The organism is Nocardiopsis sp. YSL2 (assembly GCF_030555055.1).
Lineage (GTDB): Bacteria > Actinomycetota > Actinomycetes > Streptosporangiales > Streptosporangiaceae > Nocardiopsis.
Genome location: NZ_JAMOAO010000001.1, coordinates 2,339,385 through 2,353,835, shown reverse-complemented (window position 1 = coordinate 2,353,835; position 14,451 = coordinate 2,339,385). Strand labels below are relative to the sequence as shown.

Below are 14,451 nucleotides of genomic sequence, written 5' to 3'. Positions count from 1 at the left end.
TGCGCCGACCGGCGGCCCCCGGGAGGCCTGGCCGGGCGCGGGCGTTCGGGCGGAACGCGCCGCGCCCACTGGACAAGGGGCGGTGCGAGGCGGCCGGGAGCGTCTCATAACCTCGAAGACGTGCTCAAAGTCCTGTTCTCGCGACGCATGGTCGCCTTCCACCTGCTGGTCCTGGTGATCGTGCCCAGCTTCATCCGGCTCGGTTTCTGGCAGCTGGACCGGTGGGAGACGCGCAGCGAGTCCGTGCGCCTGCAACAGGACAACGTGGCCGCGGAGCCGGTGCCGGTCGAGGAGCTCACCGGGGTCGGCGAGGACGTGTCGCCGCGGGACCGGTGGCGCACGGTCGAGGTGAGCGGTACGTGGGACACCGAGCACGAGCTGCTGATCCGCAACCGCGACGGCTCCCGGGGGGTCGGCTTCCACGTGCTGACTCCGCTGGTCACCGACGACGGGTCGGCGGTCCTGGTCAACCGCGGCTGGATCATGCGGGGCGACACCGCGCTCGACGTGCCGGAAATCCCGCCCGCGCCCGAGGGCGAGGTGGAGATCGCCGGGCGCCTCCAGTTCACCGAGACGGAGGCGAACACCGGGCTCGCCAACCGCGACGACCTGCCCGAGGGGCAGATCATGATCGTGGACGTGGACATGCTCGCCGAGCGGCTCCCCTACCCCGTCCTCGGCGGGTACGTGGAGCTCACCGCGCAGGACCCCGTGCCCGACCCCGCGCCCGAGCGGGTCCGGCTGCGGGAGGAGGACTCGGGGATGAGCCTGTCCTACGCCGTGCAGTGGTGGGTGTTCTCCGTCGTGGCGGTCGTGGGCTGGGTGGTCCTCATCCGCCGCGAGCTGCGCGACGCCCGTGCCGAGGGGGAGAGCGGGGAGCCGGTCGGCGGGGAGCCGGAGGGCTCCGGCGGCTCCGATGGCTCCGACGGCGCGAGGGCCGGATCGACACCAGAGGAGACCCGTGCCGGACGACGGTGACTACCCGGCGCCCGGCCGGGTCGAGCGCCGGGCGGTGGACGCCGAGGAGAGCGCCCGGGCGGGGCGGCGGTGGTGGGACGGCGCGGCCGACGCCTACCAGGCCGACCACGGCGACTTCCTCGGTGACGCGGACTTCGTGTGGTGCCCGGAGGGACTGACCGAGGCCGAGGCGGGGCTGCTCGGGGTCGAGGACATGGCGGCGACGCGGTTCCTGGAGGTCGGGTGCGGGGCCGGCCAGTGCGGCCGGTGGCTGCGTGCCCAGGGCGCCCGCGAGGTGGTGGCGTTCGACCTGTCCCTGCGCCAGTTGCGGCACTCGCACCTGCTCGACGAGCGGACCGGGTACCGGCTGCCGACCGTGCAGGCCGACGCCCAGCGGCTCCCGTTCGCCGACGCCTCCTTCGACGTGGTCTTCTCGTCCTTCGGAGCGTTCCCCTTCGTGCCCTCGGCCGACGACGCGCTGGCCGAGGCGGCCCGTGTGCTGCGGCCGGGCGGCCGCCTGGTGTTCTCGGTGACGCACCCGGTCCGGTGGAGCTTCCCCGACGACCCCACCGAGGAGGGGTTCACCGTGCACCAGTCCTACTTCGACCGGCGCGCGTACGTCGAGGAGGACGACCACGGCAACGCGCTCTACGTGGAGCACCACCACACGGTGGGGGACTGGGTACGGGGGATCGCGGGCGCCGGACTGGTGCTGCGCGACCTCGTGGAACCGGAGTGGCCCGAAGGGCACGACCGGGTGTGGGGCGGATGGGGACCCGTGCGCGGCCGGATGATCCCGGGCACGGCGGTCTTCGTCGCGGTCAGGCCCGAGCGCGGCGGCCGGTAGGGGCGCCCAGGTCGTCGGGTGGGGCCGCGGCGGTCAGCCGGACGCCGTTGCCGGTGACCCGGAACCGGTGGCCGTCGTCGTGCACGCGCCGGGCGTCGACGGTGAGGACGCGGTGCCGGGCCGCGACGGGGAGGTGCGCAGGCCGTATCATCCGACGCAAGCGGACGCGGAGGCGAAGCGATGCGGCTCAAACTGGACCTGCACGACATCTTCAACAAGGGCCGGGACATCGACCGGGCCCTGAGCGAGATCATGGACGAGGCCGAGCGCACCAAGGCCAAGACCGTGGAGATCATCCCGGGCAAAGGGTCGGGCCAGTTGAAGAAGCGCGTCCTGCGCTTCCTCGACCGCAAGGACATCAAGGCCCGCTACCACCGCGTGGACAAGGACTCCAAGAACTTCGGCCGCCTGTGGATCCACTTCCGCCATTGATGCGCACTCAAGGGTCGCCAACTTGGCCAACTTGGCGCATCATGGTGGTATGAGTGTTGATCCTGTCGAGCTGTCCGTCGCCCAGGCCCGTGACCACTTCTCCGAGCGTGTGAACAGAGCCGCCTTCGGCGACGAGGTCACCTATGTGACGCGTGGGCGCAAGCATGAGCGGGTTGCCGCCATCGTTCCGATCGAGCTGGTCGAGGCCTACGAGGAGATGATCGACCTCGAGGACGGGCGCATCGCCCACCAGAGGCTGGAGGAGATCCGGTCCGGTGACGCTGAAGCCGTGTCCGCTGAGGATGTGGCCAGGGAACTCGGACTGTGACGAATGAAGGATCGCGCGCCTTCGAGGTCGTGTTCGACGGCCGGGCTCGCAAAGAACTCAGCAAGATCGACAAACCCGTCGCTCGCCGCGTGTACTCGGCCGTGATGGCGTTGGCGGAGGAGCCGCGTCCCGACGGATGCCGTCAGCTCAGCGGCTATCCGGGGCTGTGGCGCATCCGTGTGGGCGACCACCGGGTCGTCTACTCGATCGACGATGGGCGGCTGGTCGTGGTGGCGCTGCGCGTGGCCCATCGGCGCGAGGTCTACCGCAAGCTGTGAGATCGCCCCCTCGCACGTGCATCGTGGTCAGAACTTCGGCCGCCTGTTCGTGCACTTCAAGCACTGACTCCCGGCGGTCCGATGTGTGAGCGGCAAAAGCGCTTGTTCAGCGACCGGCTGGTCCTGGAACCCCTCGCGGAACGGCATGCCGATGACGTGGTGGACCTGTTCGCCGACCCGGCCATGAGCTCCCTGTTGGGGGCGGACCTCACCGACTCGGCCCTGGCCCGCCGGATGGTCGACAAACGGCTGGCCTACGACGGGCCGCCGGAACTGGGGCACTGGGCCGTGCTGCTCGACGGCGACCTGGTCGGCCTCGCCCATCTGCGCCCCTCAGGGGAACTGCCCGGCGGGCCGCCGGAGATCGGCTGGTACCTGGCTGTCCGCCACGGCGGGCGAGGTCTGGCCACGGAAGCGGCTGGCGCGCTGCTCCGCCACGGCCTTGACTCCCTCGGCCTGCACTCGGTCTGGGCGCTCATCCACATCGACAACGTGCCCAGCCTGCGCCTGGCCGCCCGGCTGGGCTTCCTCCCTGTGGGCGAGGGTCACCACGACAACGGTCCCCACCGCGTCCACGTCGCCCTCCCCGGCCGGGCCTGAGGCGCAGGCGAGGTTGCGAAGTGCGGCTCCACACGTGTCCTGGCCGCCTGTGGATCCATGTGCGCCCTTGATGCGGAGCCGGTGGTCGGGGTCAGGACGGCGGGGCCGTGAACCGCGCCGGGCGCCGCTCCAGGAACGCGGTGATGCCCTCGTGCAGGTCACCGCTGCGTACGGCCTCCTCGTCCCAGCTCCTGACCAGCTCGGGGGTGAGCTCGCCCGCGCCGATCGCGTCGACGAGGCTCTTGGCCGCGCGCACGCTCACCTGGGAGCGCTCGCCGACGGTGGCGGCGAGCCCGGTGACGTGGTGGGCGAGTTCGGACGCGGGCACGATCTCGTCGAGCAGCCCCGTCCGCAGCGCCTCCTCGGCTCCGATGAGGTCGGCGGTGAAGAGCAGGCGCTTGGCGGTGGACGGTCCGGCCAGGGCCACGATCCGCCGCAGGGACGAAGCGGGGTAGACCACCCCGAGTTTGGCCGCCGGAACGCCCATGCGGGTGCGCGGCGTACCGACGCGCAGGTCGCAGGCGGTCGCGAGCAGGCAGCCGCCGCCCACGCACAGGCCGTCGACCATGGCGATGGTGGGCTTGGGGAAGGCCGCCAGGGCCTCGCCCGCGGCCTCGGCGAGCCGGTCGTCGAGCACCCGCGCCCCGGCCGCGTCGACGTCGACGCCGACGGCACCGTCGCCGGAGGCGTCACCCGCGGAGCCGTCGGCGCCCGCTGTGAGCTCGGTGATGTCGGCGCCCGCGCAGAAGTCCGGTCCGGCGCCGGTCAGGACCACCACCCGGACGGCGGGGTCCTTCGCCAGCGGTTCCAGCAACCGGGGCAGCAGACCCCACATGTGCGCGGTCATCGCGTTCTTGCGCCGCGGATGGTCGATGCGCAGGGTGGCGGTGGTGCCGGAGGTGGTGAGATCGACGGTGGGTGCGGTGGACATCGGTTCGCTTCCTCGGGGAGGGGACGCTCGGGTGGGGCGCGGGCGCTCCCATGCTCCACCAGTGCCCCCGCGCCGGTGCGCGCGGGACCGCCGCAGCGCCAGGGCGTGTTCCGCGGCTACGTGCCCTGCCGCGCGTCGCCCCTAGAGGTAGGTCTCCATGCCCGGGATGAGACCGAGAAGGAAGGCGATCGCGGCGATGAGGACCGTGACGGTCACACCGATGCCGAAGGTGATCCACGCGGCGTGCGTGAGCCTGGCCTCCGCGCGCGAGTCGTCGGTCTTGTTCAGGGCCATGGCGGCGAGCACGACCATGATGATGCCGACCACCGGGTTGCAGCACACAGTCAGGAGGACGCCCGCGATGAGTGCGGCGAGCGGGTTGGCGGACTGAGCGGATCCCGGGGTCATGGCGTGGCCCTTCGGTCGAGACGTGGGACACCGAAGCCATCGCTGTCAGCGGTGGCACCGACACTGTACGTGCTGATCCGCGTTCGGGAGGGCGCGCCACGCACGGATCGCGGTCATGGGCGGGGCCGAAGCCCCGCCGCGCGCCGACCGGACGGGCTCCGCGCGGTTGCGGGATCTTTGCCGTGCGGGGGGCCTGTCTTGTCGCGCCCCCGGGACAGACTCTGAGGTGGTGCGCATCACATTCGACCGAAGGGGACTCCCCATGATCACCACCGACTTCGTCTCGGGCTCGCCCTGCTGGATCGAGCTCGGTGCGTCCGACCTCCAGAGGTCGCTGGACTTCTACCACGGCCTCTTCGGCTGGCAGGCCGAGTCGGCCGGTCCCGACACCGGCGGCTACATGATTCTCAGGTCCGGGGGCAAGGCCGTGGGAGGGGCGGCTCCGCTCATGGAGGAGGGGCAGCCGCCGGCGTGGTCGCTGTACTTCCAGACCGATGACACCGAGGCCACGACGCGGACCGTGACGCGGTTGGGCGGCACCGTCCACGTCGGGCCGATGGACGTCATGGGCATGGGCGTCATGGCGCACTACTCCGACCCCCAGGGCTCGCACTTCGCCGCCTGGCAGCCCCTGTCCTTCCCCGGGCTGGAGGCCGTCGACGAGCCGAACAGCCTCATGTGGGTCGAGCTGTGGACCCCCGACGGCGACGCGGGCCGCGCGTTCTACGCCGAACTCTTCGGGTGGGAGTTCGAGGCGTTCCCGCTCCCGGAGGACCAGGGCACCTACTGGGTGCTCACCCCGGCCGGCGCCGGTGCGGACAGGGGCATGGGCGGACTGATGCCGGCGGGCCCCGAGATGCTCGGCGCCACCCAGGGCCGGGGCGACTGGCACCCGGTATTCCACGTGGAGGATCCCGAAGCCGTCACGGCCAGGGTCGGCGAGAGCGGTGGCACGGTCTACATGGGTCCGGAGGAGATGCCGGGCGTGGGCCGCCTGTCCGCCTGCGCGGACCCGGATGGCAACACCTTCGTCCTCCTCAAGCCGTCCCCGATGTGAGGCGGCGGTCCCCGCGCCCCGCCCCGACGGGCCGGGGCGCGGGGACCGGGTCGTGCCCGCTACTGCCGGGAGACCGCGGAGGCTCCGCCGCGCAGTACGTACTTCTGGATCTTGCCCGTGGCGGTCTTGGGCAGCTGCGCCACGAACTCCACCTGGGTGGGCGCCTTGAAGTGCGCCATGTTGCCGCGCGCGAACGCGATCAGGTCCTGCTCGGTGGCCGCGGCCCCGTCCCTGAGCACCACGCACGCGCGCGGCGTCTCGCCCCAGCGCTCGTGGGGCACGCCGACCACCGCCGCCTCCAGCACGGCCGGATGCCGCAGCAGGACCCCCTCCACCTCCACCGACGAGATGTTCTCCCCGCCGGAGATGATGACGTCCTTGATCCGGTCCTGGATCTCCACGTAGCCGTCGGGGTGGGTGACGGCGGCGTCGCCGGTGTGGAACCAGCCGTCCCGCATGACGTGCTCGGTGGCCTCGGGGTCGTTGTAGTAGCCCCGCATGACGACGTTCCCGCGGACCGTGATCTCCCCGACCGTCGTGCCGTCCCAGGGGACCTCGGCGCCGGCCCCGTCGACCACCCGCAGCTCGCCTGAGGTGATGAGCTCGACGCCCTGGCGGGCCTTGACGGCGGCGCGCTCGCGCGTGCCCAGCGGTGCGTGCTCGGGCCGGGGCTCGCACACGGTGATGAAGGGCGCGGTCTCGGTCAGGCCGTAGACCTGGGTGACCGTCCATCCCAGGCCGTCCTCCAGGCGTTCGATGGTGTCGGCCGCCGGTGAGGCGCCCGCGGTCACCACGTTGACGCCCGGCGGGACGTCGCCGCGCACGTCCTTCGGGGTGTTGGAGAGCATGATCAGGACGGTGGGGGCCGCGCACATCCAGGTCACGCCCTCGGAGCGCACCAGCTCGTACACGGTGGCCGGGTCCACGGCCGGAAGGCACACGTGGGTGGCGCCCGCCGCGGTCACCGTCCAGGTGTAGGTCCAGCCGTTGGCGTGGAACATCGGCAGGGTCCACAGGTACCGCTCGCCGACCCCGATCCGCAGGTGGGTCAGGACGCCCACGGTGTTCATGTAGGCGTTGCGGTGCGTGATCATCACACCCTTGGGGCGCGCGGTCGTCCCGGACGTGTAGTTGATCGTCAGCAGCTGGTTCTCGTCGATCTCCGCGCGCGGGTAGTCGGGCGCGGCGTCGGCGAGGAGGGCCTCGTAGTCCTCCCAGCCCGGGCGCGCGCCCTCGAGTGCGACGAACCGTTCCACGCCCGGCATGCGGTCGCGCACCCCGTCGACGGTGTCGATCTGGTCGGCGTGCACGCACAGGACCTTCGCGCCGGAGTGGTTGACGATGTAGACGAAGTCGTCGGCGGCCAGGCGGAAGTTCACCGGGACCAGGACGGCGCCCAGCTGCGGCACCGCGTAGAAGGACTCCAGCTGGGCGTGGGTGTTGGGGGCGATGTAGGCGACGCGGTCGCCGGGGGCCACGCCCATGCCCGCCAGGACCGAGGACCAGCGGTCGCAGCGGTCGAAGAACTCCTCGTAGGTCAGGCGGAGCCCCCGGTCGACCACCGCCTCGCGGTCGCGGTACAGGCGGCGTGCGCGGCGGGCGAAGTCCAGGGGGGTGAGTGCGAGTTCCATCCGTCTTCTCTCTGCTTCGGCGGTGGTTCACAGGTCGAACAGACGGGCCGCGTTGTCGTGGAACACGGCGCGCAGCCAGTCGGGTCCCAGGTCGAGGCCCTCCAGAGCCCGGATCTGGTCGAGGTAGGGGTAGGGGATGTTCGGGAAGTCGCTGCCCAGCAGGACGCGGTCGCCGAGCGCGCGCAGGCGCGGGAGCTCGGCTGCGGGGAAGGGGGAGTGGCGCTCGGTGTAGGCGGTGAACGCCATGGTGGTGTCCAGGTGGACCCGCTCGTGGCGCTCGGCGAGGTCGAGGAACTCGCTGTACTCCGGCGCCCCGGCGTGCGCGACGACCACGGTGAGCCGGGGGTGGGCGCGCAGGACCTCGGCGATCGGCCCGGGGCCGGTGAAGGGCCCGGGCAGGGGTCCGGAGGCGCAGTGGACCACCACGGGGGTGCCGGACGCGGCCAGGGCGCCCCACACGTCGTCGAGCAGCGGGTCGCGGGGGTCGTAGGCGCCCACCTGCAGGTGGGCCTTGAACACGCGTGCGCCCGTGCCGAGCGCCTCGGCCACGTAGCCGTCGGCGTCGGGTTCGGGGTAGAAGGTGGCGCTGCGCAGGCAGTCCGGGTGGTGGGCGGCGTAGTCGGCGGCCCAGTCGTTGAGCCAGCGGGCCATGCCGGGCCGGTGCGGGTAGGACAGGGCGGTGTGGTGCGTGACGCCGAAGCCGCGCAGCAGGGCCACGCGCTCGTCCTGGGCGCCCCGGTAGGTGATCGGCCAGACGCCCTCTCCGAGGGCGTCGAAGTACGCCCAGACCTTGCGGAGGACGTTGTCGGGCATTGAAGTGGGTGTGGACGTCGATGAGTCCCGGCAGCCCGAGCGAACGCCACGACGCGCGGACGGCGGCGGCTTCGTCGGACCCGGGGCCGGTTGAGACCTGAGTCACAGGGATCAGCCTAAGTCGGGTCTCCCTCGAACACGCCGCGGGCCCCGCGCCGGAACCGTGCTCCGCCCGGGGCACAGCGGCGGCGGGGCCCGGTCGGGGCGCGAGCGGGAGGGCGCCGGCCGCGGGGCGCCCGACCGGCCGTCCAGGGGGCCTCAGGCGCGGCGGCGGCCGTGGGCGTTGGTCGGGGTGATGCGCTCGTTGCGCAGGTGCTCGTAGACGATCGAGGCGCGCACGTCGGCGACCTCGGGGCGCTCGGTCAGCTTGTCGATCACGAACGCGTACAGGCTGTTGTTGTCCGGCAGGGCCACGTGGATCAGGAAGTCCTCGCTGCCCGAGGTGACGAAGACCGACAGCGTGTCCGGGAGCGAGCGGACCCAGTCGCGGAAGGCCTCGATGTTGTGCCGCGAGGGTTTCACGACGCTCACGGTGATGAGCGCCTGGACCGGGCGGCCGATGAGGTCCAGGTCCACGTCCAGGAGTGAGCCGCGAATCACACCCTTTTCTCGCAGCGCGCGGGTCCGATCGAGGGTCGTGGTGGGCGACGCGCCCACCGCGGCGGCCACGTCGCGGTTGGTTTTTCGTGCGTCCGACTGGAGTTCGGCCAGGATCGCCGTATCAAGTTCGTCAAGATCAGCCATGCGCGCAGCATACCCGTATTAAATACGGAAAGTTGTCTACAGGCCCGGAGTCTGGTTAACCTTTGAGCGAAAAGGCCGTACTTGGCTCGCCCGGAAGAAGATCCTTCCGAGGCAGGCAGTGTCGCCCGCCGACGGCCGCGCTCCGATGCGACGACGCATCACCGCAGAACCAAGGGACGTCCGTCGCCGTTATGAGACCTACTTCCCTCCTGGCCCGCCCCGACCGACCGTCGGCACGGCCGGACACCGCGGCTCCCACCGGAGCCCCAGCACTGAGGGGCCGCCTCCTGGCCCTGGCGGCCATCACCTGCGCGGCACTGAACCTGCGCCTGGTGGTGACCTCCCTGTCGCCCCTGTTGACCACGATCGGGGCGGACTTCGGCTTCACCACCACCGTCGTGGGCGTCTTCGGCGCCCTGCCTCTGGTCGCCTTCGCGCTGTTCGGACTGGCCACCCCCGCCGTCATGCGCCGACTGGGCGCCGAGGCCACCGCGGTGCTCAGCATGCTGCTGGCCGCGGTCGGGCAGCTGGCCCGCGCCTTCGCCCCCGACACCGGCACCCTGCTGCTGCTCACCGCGGTCGCCCTGACCGGTGCCGCGCTGGGCAACGTCGTGGTGCCCCCGCTCATCAAGCAGTACTTCCCCGACCGGCTGGCCGCCCTGAGCACGGTCCAGATGGTCGCGATCCACCTGGGTGCCCTGTTCCCGCCGCTGGTCGCCGTCCCACTGGCCGAGGTGGCCGGGTGGCGCTTCGCCCTCGGCGCCTGGTCCCTGCTCGCTCTGGCCGCCGCCGGGCTCTGGGCCGTCCAGTGGCGCCGCCCCGGCGGTACCGCCGCGCCGAGAGCGGGTGAGTCCGCCGGTGGCGAGCCGCCGCTGGCGCGCCCGGTCTGGCGGGTGGGCATGGCCTGGCGGATGGCGGTGCTCTTCGGGATGGTGACCTGGAACGTCTTCACCCTGTTCACGTGGCTGCCGACACTGCTGGCCGACGCCGGCCACTCCGGGGCGTTCTCCGGCGGCATGGTGTCGCTCATGGTGGGGTCGAGCCTGATGTTCGGCCTGGTGGCGCCCACGATCACCGTGCGGGCCGCCAACACCTTCCCGATCGTCGCGTTCGGGATCGCCGGCTACCTCGCCGGCTACCTGGGGATCGCGCTCGCGCCCCAGGCACTGGCCCCGCTGTGGGCGGTCTTCCTGGGGCTGGGCACCGGCCTGTTCGTGGTCATGATGACCATGATCAACGCCCGCAGCACCACGGCCAGGGGGTCGGCCGCTCTGTCGGGCTTCGTCCAGGGGACCGGCAGCGGCATCGCGCTGGGCGGGCCGCTCCTGTTCGGGCTGCTCGGCGAGCTGACCGGTGGCTGGACCGCGTCGTACGTGCTGGTCGCCGGGGGATCGCTGGCCGTCGCCACGGTCGTGGCCTACGTGGAGCGCACGCCGTGGAGCATCGAGGCGGCCGCCGTCGGCCACCGTCCGGACTGAGCGCGCACTCGCGCCGCCTCGCCGCCGGGACCCGTGTGCGGTCCGCGCCCCGGGCCCCCGGCCGCCGCGCCGACGGCATCGTCCCGCGGCGTCCGGGCGGGGCCGGGGGCCTCGCCCGGACGCCGCGGGGGCCGCGCCGCCGGGCGTCCGCGGACTCCGTCCGGGCGGCCCGCGCGGGCCGGGCGTGGGGCCCGTCACGTTGGCGCCGCCGAGCACGTGGTCGGAGACCCGGGCGCGGCGGACACGCGTGACGAACGCTCGCTAACGCGGGCAATGCGCGCATAATGGCGACATGACTACGACGCCCCCGGTCCGGCCCTCCGCCGGGGTCTCCAGGTCGGTCCCCTGACCCCCTACGGCCCACGAGGGCGCCGGTGTCACACGGTTCCCACGGGCACACGACCACCAGTCCGGGCCGGAGCCGTGGTCCCCCTGCTGCCCGCGGGGACCCGAGGGGAACGATCGCGATGACGTCGGAACGGCAACACCCGTCCCGGCCTCCCGGGCGGGTGCCCCCGATCGGCGGCCCCGAGGAGTTCGGCCCCCTGCTGCGCAACCGGGACTTCCAGGCCCTGTGGACCAGCCGCTTCTTCGCCGGACTCGGCAAGGAGAGCGGCGAGGTCGCCTACCCCCTCCTGACCCTCCTCCTGGCCGGATCGGCCGCCCAGGCCGGCGTGATCGGGGCGTCCCAGGTCGCTACCGCCATGGTCGCGGCGGTGGTCGGCGGGTCCCTCGCCGACCGGGTCGACCGCCGCGTGGTCCTGCTCTGCTGCGACGTGGGCCGGTTCCTCCTGCTGTCCGGCTTCGCCGTCTTCCTCGTCGTGGGCGAGGCCACCCCGGTGGGGGTCGTGGCCGTCGCCGTGTGCTCGTCGGCGCTGATGGGCGTGTCCAACCCGGTCGCGATGGCCGCCGTCAAGCAGCTGGTACCGGCGTCCCAGGTGGCCGACGCGGCCGCGCAGAACCAGATCCGCTTCTTCACCACCACCGCTCTCGGAGCACCCCTGGCAGGGTTCCTGTTCGGCCTCGGCCGCGCCTTCCCCTTCGCCGCCGAGGCCCTGACCTACCTGGTGTCGGCCGGGCTCGTCCTGTGCGTCCGGCGGCCGATGCAGGCTCCCGTCCACGACTCCCGCGAGCGGTGGACCCTGCGCGGCGCCGTCAGCGGGTTCGCTGTCCTGGCCAAGCACCCCATCCTGCGCCCGATGATGCTCTGGATCGTGGTGTTCAACGTCGCCTTCACCCACACCGGCGCGTTCCTCGCCATCATCGCCACCGCCGACGCCCAGGGGGCGACCAACGTCGAGATCGGCCTGACGGTGTCCGTGGCCGGCACCGGGGGCCTGCTGGGGTCCCTGACCGCCGGGGCGGTGGTCCGCTGGGTGCGCCCCACGACCACCTTCCTCGTGGCGGCCTGGGCCGCGCCGGCCTGCGGGCTCGCGCTGACGGTGGCCCCCAACGTGCTCTCACTGGGGCTCATCGTCGGCTGCGTGTTCGCGACCGTGCCGTGCGTCAACGCGGTCTTCTACGGCTACGTCGCCGCCTCGGTCACCGACGGGTACCAGGGACGCGTGCTCGGCGCCGTCATGTTCGTGTCCCTGGTCTCGCAACCGGTCGGCATCCTCGGCATCGGCATCGTCTTCGACCACGCCGGATCCACCTGGGTGTTCCTGATGATGGCGCTGGTCTCCGGACTCGCCGCGCTGTTCACGCTCTCACCCGTCATGCGCGACCTGCCCCGCCCCGAGGACGTGGCCGTCGCCTGACGCACGGACCCCGGGACCGGACCTCGGGTCAAGGAAGGTCCGGCCCCGGGGAGCCACGGTGGCCCGCGGGTCAGCTCTCCAGGGGCATGGCCATCACGGGGTCGGAGGTGGGCTGCTCGGAGCCGCCCTCCGGTTCCACGGTGACCGCCACACCGCTGGCCTCGCCCTCCTCGACTCCGGCCAGCAGCGGGTCGGCGGCGCCCGTGTCGTCGATGGCGAGGACGCCGGCGGAGGTGACGGTGCCGTCGTCCCGGGTGAGCCACAGCTGGTAGTCCTCGTCCTCCCGGTCGGTCAGACCGTAGGAGCTGAAGACGAGGCGGCCCTCGCTCTCGGAGTACACCAGCGACACGGTCACGCCCTCCATCGGCTCCGCCGTGGTGTAGGCGGCGTCCGGGGCGGCGAGCACGGCGGCGATGCGCTGCTCGTTCTCGCGCAGCTCCCGTACCTGGCGGATCTGGTCCACGGCCACGGCGCCCACGGCGACGACCACCGCGAGGCAGGCCGCCAGGACGAGCCCCAGACCCCACCCCCACCGGCGGCGGGGCTCGGGCAGGCGCTCGGGCGCCGGGGCGAGCTGCCGTGTCCGGGCCACGTCGGCCAGCACCCGCTCGCGCAGCCCGGGGGGCGGCGTGCGGGCCGTGGCGGCGGCGAGCCGGGCGGCGGTCTCGGAGAACCCGCGGACCTCCTGGCGGCAGGAGTCGCACCCGGCCAGGTGGTCCTCGAACCGGACCGCCTCCGACGGCGCCAGGGAGTGCAGGGCGTAGGCGCCCGCCAGCGTGTGCTGGTCGTGACTCAGCGTCCTTCTCACCACTCCACCCCCAAACAGTCCCGAAGCCTGATCAACCCGTCGCGCATCCGCGTCTTGATGGTGCCCAGCGGCGTGGTCAGCAGCCGGGCGACCTCACGGTAGGTGTATCCCCCGTAGTAGGCGAGCCGGACCGACTCGCACTGCAGTTCGGTGAGGGTGTCCAGACATCGGCGCACCCGTTCGCTCTCCAGCCGGTCGGTGACCTCCTCGGCCACTTCGTCGTAGGGCCGCCGCGTGTCCGAAGCGGCCGCGCGGGCCTCGCGGTCGGTCGCGGCCTGCTCGGATCGCACCCGGTCCACCGCCCGGCGGTGGGCGAGCGTCATCACCCACGCGTGGGGCGTCCCCCGGCGCTCGTCGTAGCGGCACGCGGACCGCCACACGTCGACCAACACCTCCTGGGCCACCTCCTCCGACTGGGCGGGGTCGCGCAGGATCCGGCGCACCAGACCGTACACAGTGGGGCTCACCAGGTCGTACACCTCCCCGAAGGCGCGCTCGTCCCCTCGTGCCACCTCGCGCAGCAGCTCGCCGAGCCGGTGGGCGGCCGGAACCGCCGGACGCGACCCGACCTCGCGGGGCACCGCGGCTTCCTCGTCCATCTGCACACTTCCTCGTCGGTTCCGGTCCGGGGGGACAACGGGTCCCGGACCGCCCGGCCTCAACGCACGGGCGGCCCGGGTGCGTGGCGCCTACTCGGGCATGAGCACCGTGTCGACGATGTAGACGGTGGCGTTGGCGGTCTGCACGTTGCCGCAGACCACCGCGGAGTCGCCGTTCACCGTGTAGTCCTCGCCGGAGCCGGTCGCGGTGACCTCGCCACCCTGCAGGGACGTGAACGTGCCGTCCTCCAGGTCGGCGGGGGCCTGGCGGCCCTCCACCACGTGGTAGGTCAGGACCTCGGTGAGCTGGTCCTGGTCGGCCAGCAGGGCGTTCAGGTCCTCCTCGGGGATCTTCTCGAAGGCGGAGTTGGCCGGGGCGAAGACGGTGATGTCCTCCGCCGAGTTGAGCGTGTCGCCCAGGTCGGCCTCGCCCACGGCGGTCACGAGGGTGGACAGCGCCGGGTTGTTGGACGCGGCGGTCGCCACCGGGTCGTCGGCCATCCCCTCGAAGCTGCCTTCCCCGTCCTCGGGCACCGCGGCGCAGCCGGAGCCGAAGTTCTCGCCGACGGTCTCCGTCATGCCCTCGCTCTCCATGTCCTCCCCGCCCGTGGTCTCCTCCGCGCTCGTGTTCTCCGAGGCCGCGTCGGTGTCCTCTTCGCTCATGTCCCCGCAGGCGGTCAGGCCGAATGCGAGGGCGGCAGCGGCGGCGGTCACAGTGAGAGTGCTCTTGCGAATCATGGTTCTCTCCTTCAACTTGTTCAACTATCAGGACCACCGGTG

Annotated in this window: 17 protein-coding genes and 1 pseudogene; 9 read left to right on the top strand and 9 right to left on the bottom strand. The window is 72.4% G+C overall.

Features of this window, described 5'->3' with window-relative positions; all coding sequences use genetic code 11:
* The first annotated feature begins 120 nt into the window (after window positions 1-120).
* Complete coding sequence (locus tag M1P99_RS10230; protein ID WP_304452425.1) at window positions 121-978, top strand: SURF1 family protein; 858 nt, start codon at window positions 121-123, stop codon at window positions 976-978.
* Complete coding sequence (locus tag M1P99_RS10225) at window positions 962-1,804, top strand: class I SAM-dependent methyltransferase (RefSeq protein ID WP_304452424.1); 843 nt, start codon at window positions 962-964, stop codon at window positions 1,802-1,804. Before M1P99_RS10230 ends, M1P99_RS10225 begins: the two co-directional genes overlap by 17 nt.
* Here the strand turns inward: M1P99_RS10225 and M1P99_RS10220 are convergent.
* Window positions 1,779-1,955: a hypothetical protein gene (locus M1P99_RS10220; protein WP_304452423.1), complete on the bottom strand. Its 177-nt coding sequence runs from the start codon at window positions 1,953-1,955 to the stop codon at window positions 1,779-1,781. The genes M1P99_RS10225 and M1P99_RS10220 overlap by 26 nt on opposite strands.
* Window positions 1,956-1,984: 29 nt before the next feature.
* Here M1P99_RS10220 and M1P99_RS10215 point away from each other — a divergent pair, with 29 nt between their 5' ends.
* From M1P99_RS10215 to M1P99_RS10200, 4 genes are all read left to right on the top strand, one after another.
* Window positions 1,985-2,236, top strand: a complete 252-nt coding sequence (locus M1P99_RS10215) for a Smr/MutS family protein (RefSeq protein ID WP_304452422.1) — start codon at window positions 1,985-1,987, stop codon at window positions 2,234-2,236.
* Between the two features lie 49 nt (window positions 2,237-2,285).
* Window positions 2,286-2,564 (top strand): antitoxin of toxin-antitoxin stability system, encoded by a 279-nt coding sequence (locus M1P99_RS10210; RefSeq protein ID WP_304452421.1) that lies wholly within the window; start codon window positions 2,286-2,288, stop codon window positions 2,562-2,564.
* Window positions 2,561-2,842: a type II toxin-antitoxin system RelE/ParE family toxin gene (locus M1P99_RS10205; RefSeq protein WP_304452420.1), complete on the top strand. Its 282-nt coding sequence runs from the start codon at window positions 2,561-2,563 to the stop codon at window positions 2,840-2,842. The genes M1P99_RS10210 and M1P99_RS10205 overlap by 4 nt, the downstream gene beginning before the upstream one ends.
* 81 nt (window positions 2,843-2,923) lie before the next feature.
* Entirely contained in the window at window positions 2,924-3,442 is a 519-nt protein-coding gene (locus M1P99_RS10200) for a GNAT family N-acetyltransferase (RefSeq protein WP_304452419.1), read from the top strand.
* A gap of 91 nt (window positions 3,443-3,533) precedes the next feature.
* Here M1P99_RS10200 and M1P99_RS10195 read toward each other — a convergent pair whose 3' ends face one another.
* Together M1P99_RS10195 and M1P99_RS10190 are read right to left on the bottom strand one after the other, a co-directional pair.
* The gene (locus M1P99_RS10195; protein ID WP_304452418.1) at window positions 3,534-4,373 is read right to left on the bottom strand and encodes an enoyl-CoA hydratase/isomerase family protein; all 840 of its coding nucleotides are present in this window, start codon (window positions 4,371-4,373) and stop codon (window positions 3,534-3,536) included.
* Between the two features lie 141 nt (window positions 4,374-4,514).
* Window positions 4,515-4,781, bottom strand: a complete 267-nt coding sequence (locus M1P99_RS10190; protein WP_304452417.1) for a hypothetical protein — start codon at window positions 4,779-4,781, stop codon at window positions 4,515-4,517.
* Between the two features lie 262 nt (window positions 4,782-5,043).
* On the opposite strand from M1P99_RS10190, the gene M1P99_RS10185 reads away from it, so the two are divergent.
* Window positions 5,044-5,838 carry a VOC family protein gene (locus M1P99_RS10185; RefSeq protein ID WP_304452416.1) on the top strand — a complete coding sequence of 265 codons (795 nt, stop codon included), beginning with the start codon at window positions 5,044-5,046 and terminating at the stop codon, window positions 5,836-5,838.
* A 59-nt stretch (window positions 5,839-5,897) separates the two neighbouring features.
* Here the strand turns inward: M1P99_RS10185 and M1P99_RS10180 are convergent, their stop codons facing one another.
* From M1P99_RS10180 to M1P99_RS10170, 3 genes and pseudogenes are all read right to left on the bottom strand, one after another.
* Window positions 5,898-7,469 (bottom strand): long-chain-fatty-acid--CoA ligase, encoded by a 1,572-nt coding sequence (locus tag M1P99_RS10180; RefSeq protein ID WP_304452415.1) that lies wholly within the window; start codon window positions 7,467-7,469, stop codon window positions 5,898-5,900.
* 27 nt (window positions 7,470-7,496) lie between these two features.
* Window positions 7,497-8,388, bottom strand: a pseudogene (locus M1P99_RS10175) (amidohydrolase family protein).
* Window positions 8,389-8,540: 152 nt separating this feature from the next.
* Window positions 8,541-9,026, bottom strand: a complete 486-nt coding sequence (locus tag M1P99_RS10170; RefSeq protein ID WP_304452414.1) for an Lrp/AsnC family transcriptional regulator — start codon at window positions 9,024-9,026, stop codon at window positions 8,541-8,543.
* A gap of 191 nt (window positions 9,027-9,217) precedes the next feature.
* On the opposite strand from M1P99_RS10170, the gene M1P99_RS10165 reads away from it, so the two are divergent.
* Window positions 9,218-10,504: a CynX/NimT family MFS transporter gene (locus M1P99_RS10165; RefSeq protein ID WP_304452413.1), complete on the top strand. Its 1,287-nt coding sequence runs from the start codon at window positions 9,218-9,220 to the stop codon at window positions 10,502-10,504.
* 467 nt (window positions 10,505-10,971) lie between these two features.
* A complete protein-coding gene (locus M1P99_RS10160) occupies window positions 10,972-12,264 on the top strand; it encodes an MFS transporter (protein WP_304452412.1) in 1,293 nt (430 codons plus the stop codon).
* 70 nt (window positions 12,265-12,334) lie between these two features.
* Here M1P99_RS10160 and M1P99_RS10155 read toward each other — a convergent pair whose 3' ends face one another.
* From M1P99_RS10155 to M1P99_RS10145, 3 genes are all read right to left on the bottom strand, one after another.
* Entirely contained in the window at window positions 12,335-13,072 is a 738-nt protein-coding gene (locus M1P99_RS10155; RefSeq protein WP_304452411.1) for an anti-sigma factor, read from the bottom strand.
* The gene (gene sigK / locus M1P99_RS10150) at window positions 13,069-13,671 is read right to left on the bottom strand and encodes an ECF RNA polymerase sigma factor SigK (protein WP_304452410.1); all 603 of its coding nucleotides are present in this window, start codon (window positions 13,669-13,671) and stop codon (window positions 13,069-13,071) included. Before sigK ends, M1P99_RS10155 begins: the two co-directional genes overlap by 4 nt.
* Window positions 13,672-13,761: 90 nt before the next feature.
* Entirely contained in the window at window positions 13,762-14,409 is a 648-nt protein-coding gene (locus tag M1P99_RS10145; protein WP_304452409.1) for a fasciclin domain-containing protein, read from the bottom strand.
* Window positions 14,410-14,451 lie beyond the last annotated feature (42 nt).

What these genes read in the sequence shown, in the direction of transcription:
- M1P99_RS10180 (WP_304452415.1), bottom strand. Translation starts at nt 7,469, where the DNA reads ATGGAACTCGCACTCACCCCCCTGGACTTCGCCCGCCGCGCACGCCGC.
- M1P99_RS10165 (WP_304452413.1), top strand. Translation starts at nt 9,218, where the DNA reads ATGAGACCTACTTCCCTCCTGGCCCGCCCCGACCGACCGTCGGCACGG.
- M1P99_RS10190 (WP_304452417.1), bottom strand. Translation starts at nt 4,781, where the DNA reads ATGACCCCGGGATCCGCTCAGTCCGCCAACCCGCTCGCCGCACTCATC.
- M1P99_RS10220 (WP_304452423.1), bottom strand. Translation starts at nt 1,955, where the DNA reads ATGATACGGCCTGCGCACCTCCCCGTCGCGGCCCGGCACCGCGTCCTC.
- M1P99_RS10145 (WP_304452409.1), bottom strand. Translation starts at nt 14,409, where the DNA reads ATGATTCGCAAGAGCACTCTCACTGTGACCGCCGCCGCTGCCGCCCTC.
- M1P99_RS10195 (WP_304452418.1), bottom strand. Translation starts at nt 4,373, where the DNA reads ATGTCCACCGCACCCACCGTCGATCTCACCACCTCCGGCACCACCGCC.
- M1P99_RS10160 (WP_304452412.1), top strand. Translation starts at nt 10,972, where the DNA reads ATGACGTCGGAACGGCAACACCCGTCCCGGCCTCCCGGGCGGGTGCCC.
- M1P99_RS10200 (WP_304452419.1), top strand. Translation starts at nt 2,924, where the DNA reads ATGTGTGAGCGGCAAAAGCGCTTGTTCAGCGACCGGCTGGTCCTGGAA.
- sigK (WP_304452410.1), bottom strand. Translation starts at nt 13,671, where the DNA reads ATGGACGAGGAAGCCGCGGTGCCCCGCGAGGTCGGGTCGCGTCCGGCG.
- M1P99_RS10185 (WP_304452416.1), top strand. Translation starts at nt 5,044, where the DNA reads ATGATCACCACCGACTTCGTCTCGGGCTCGCCCTGCTGGATCGAGCTC.
- M1P99_RS10210 (WP_304452421.1), top strand. Translation starts at nt 2,286, where the DNA reads ATGAGTGTTGATCCTGTCGAGCTGTCCGTCGCCCAGGCCCGTGACCAC.
- M1P99_RS10170 (WP_304452414.1), bottom strand. Translation starts at nt 9,026, where the DNA reads ATGGCTGATCTTGACGAACTTGATACGGCGATCCTGGCCGAACTCCAG.
- M1P99_RS10215 (WP_304452422.1), top strand. Translation starts at nt 1,985, where the DNA reads ATGCGGCTCAAACTGGACCTGCACGACATCTTCAACAAGGGCCGGGAC.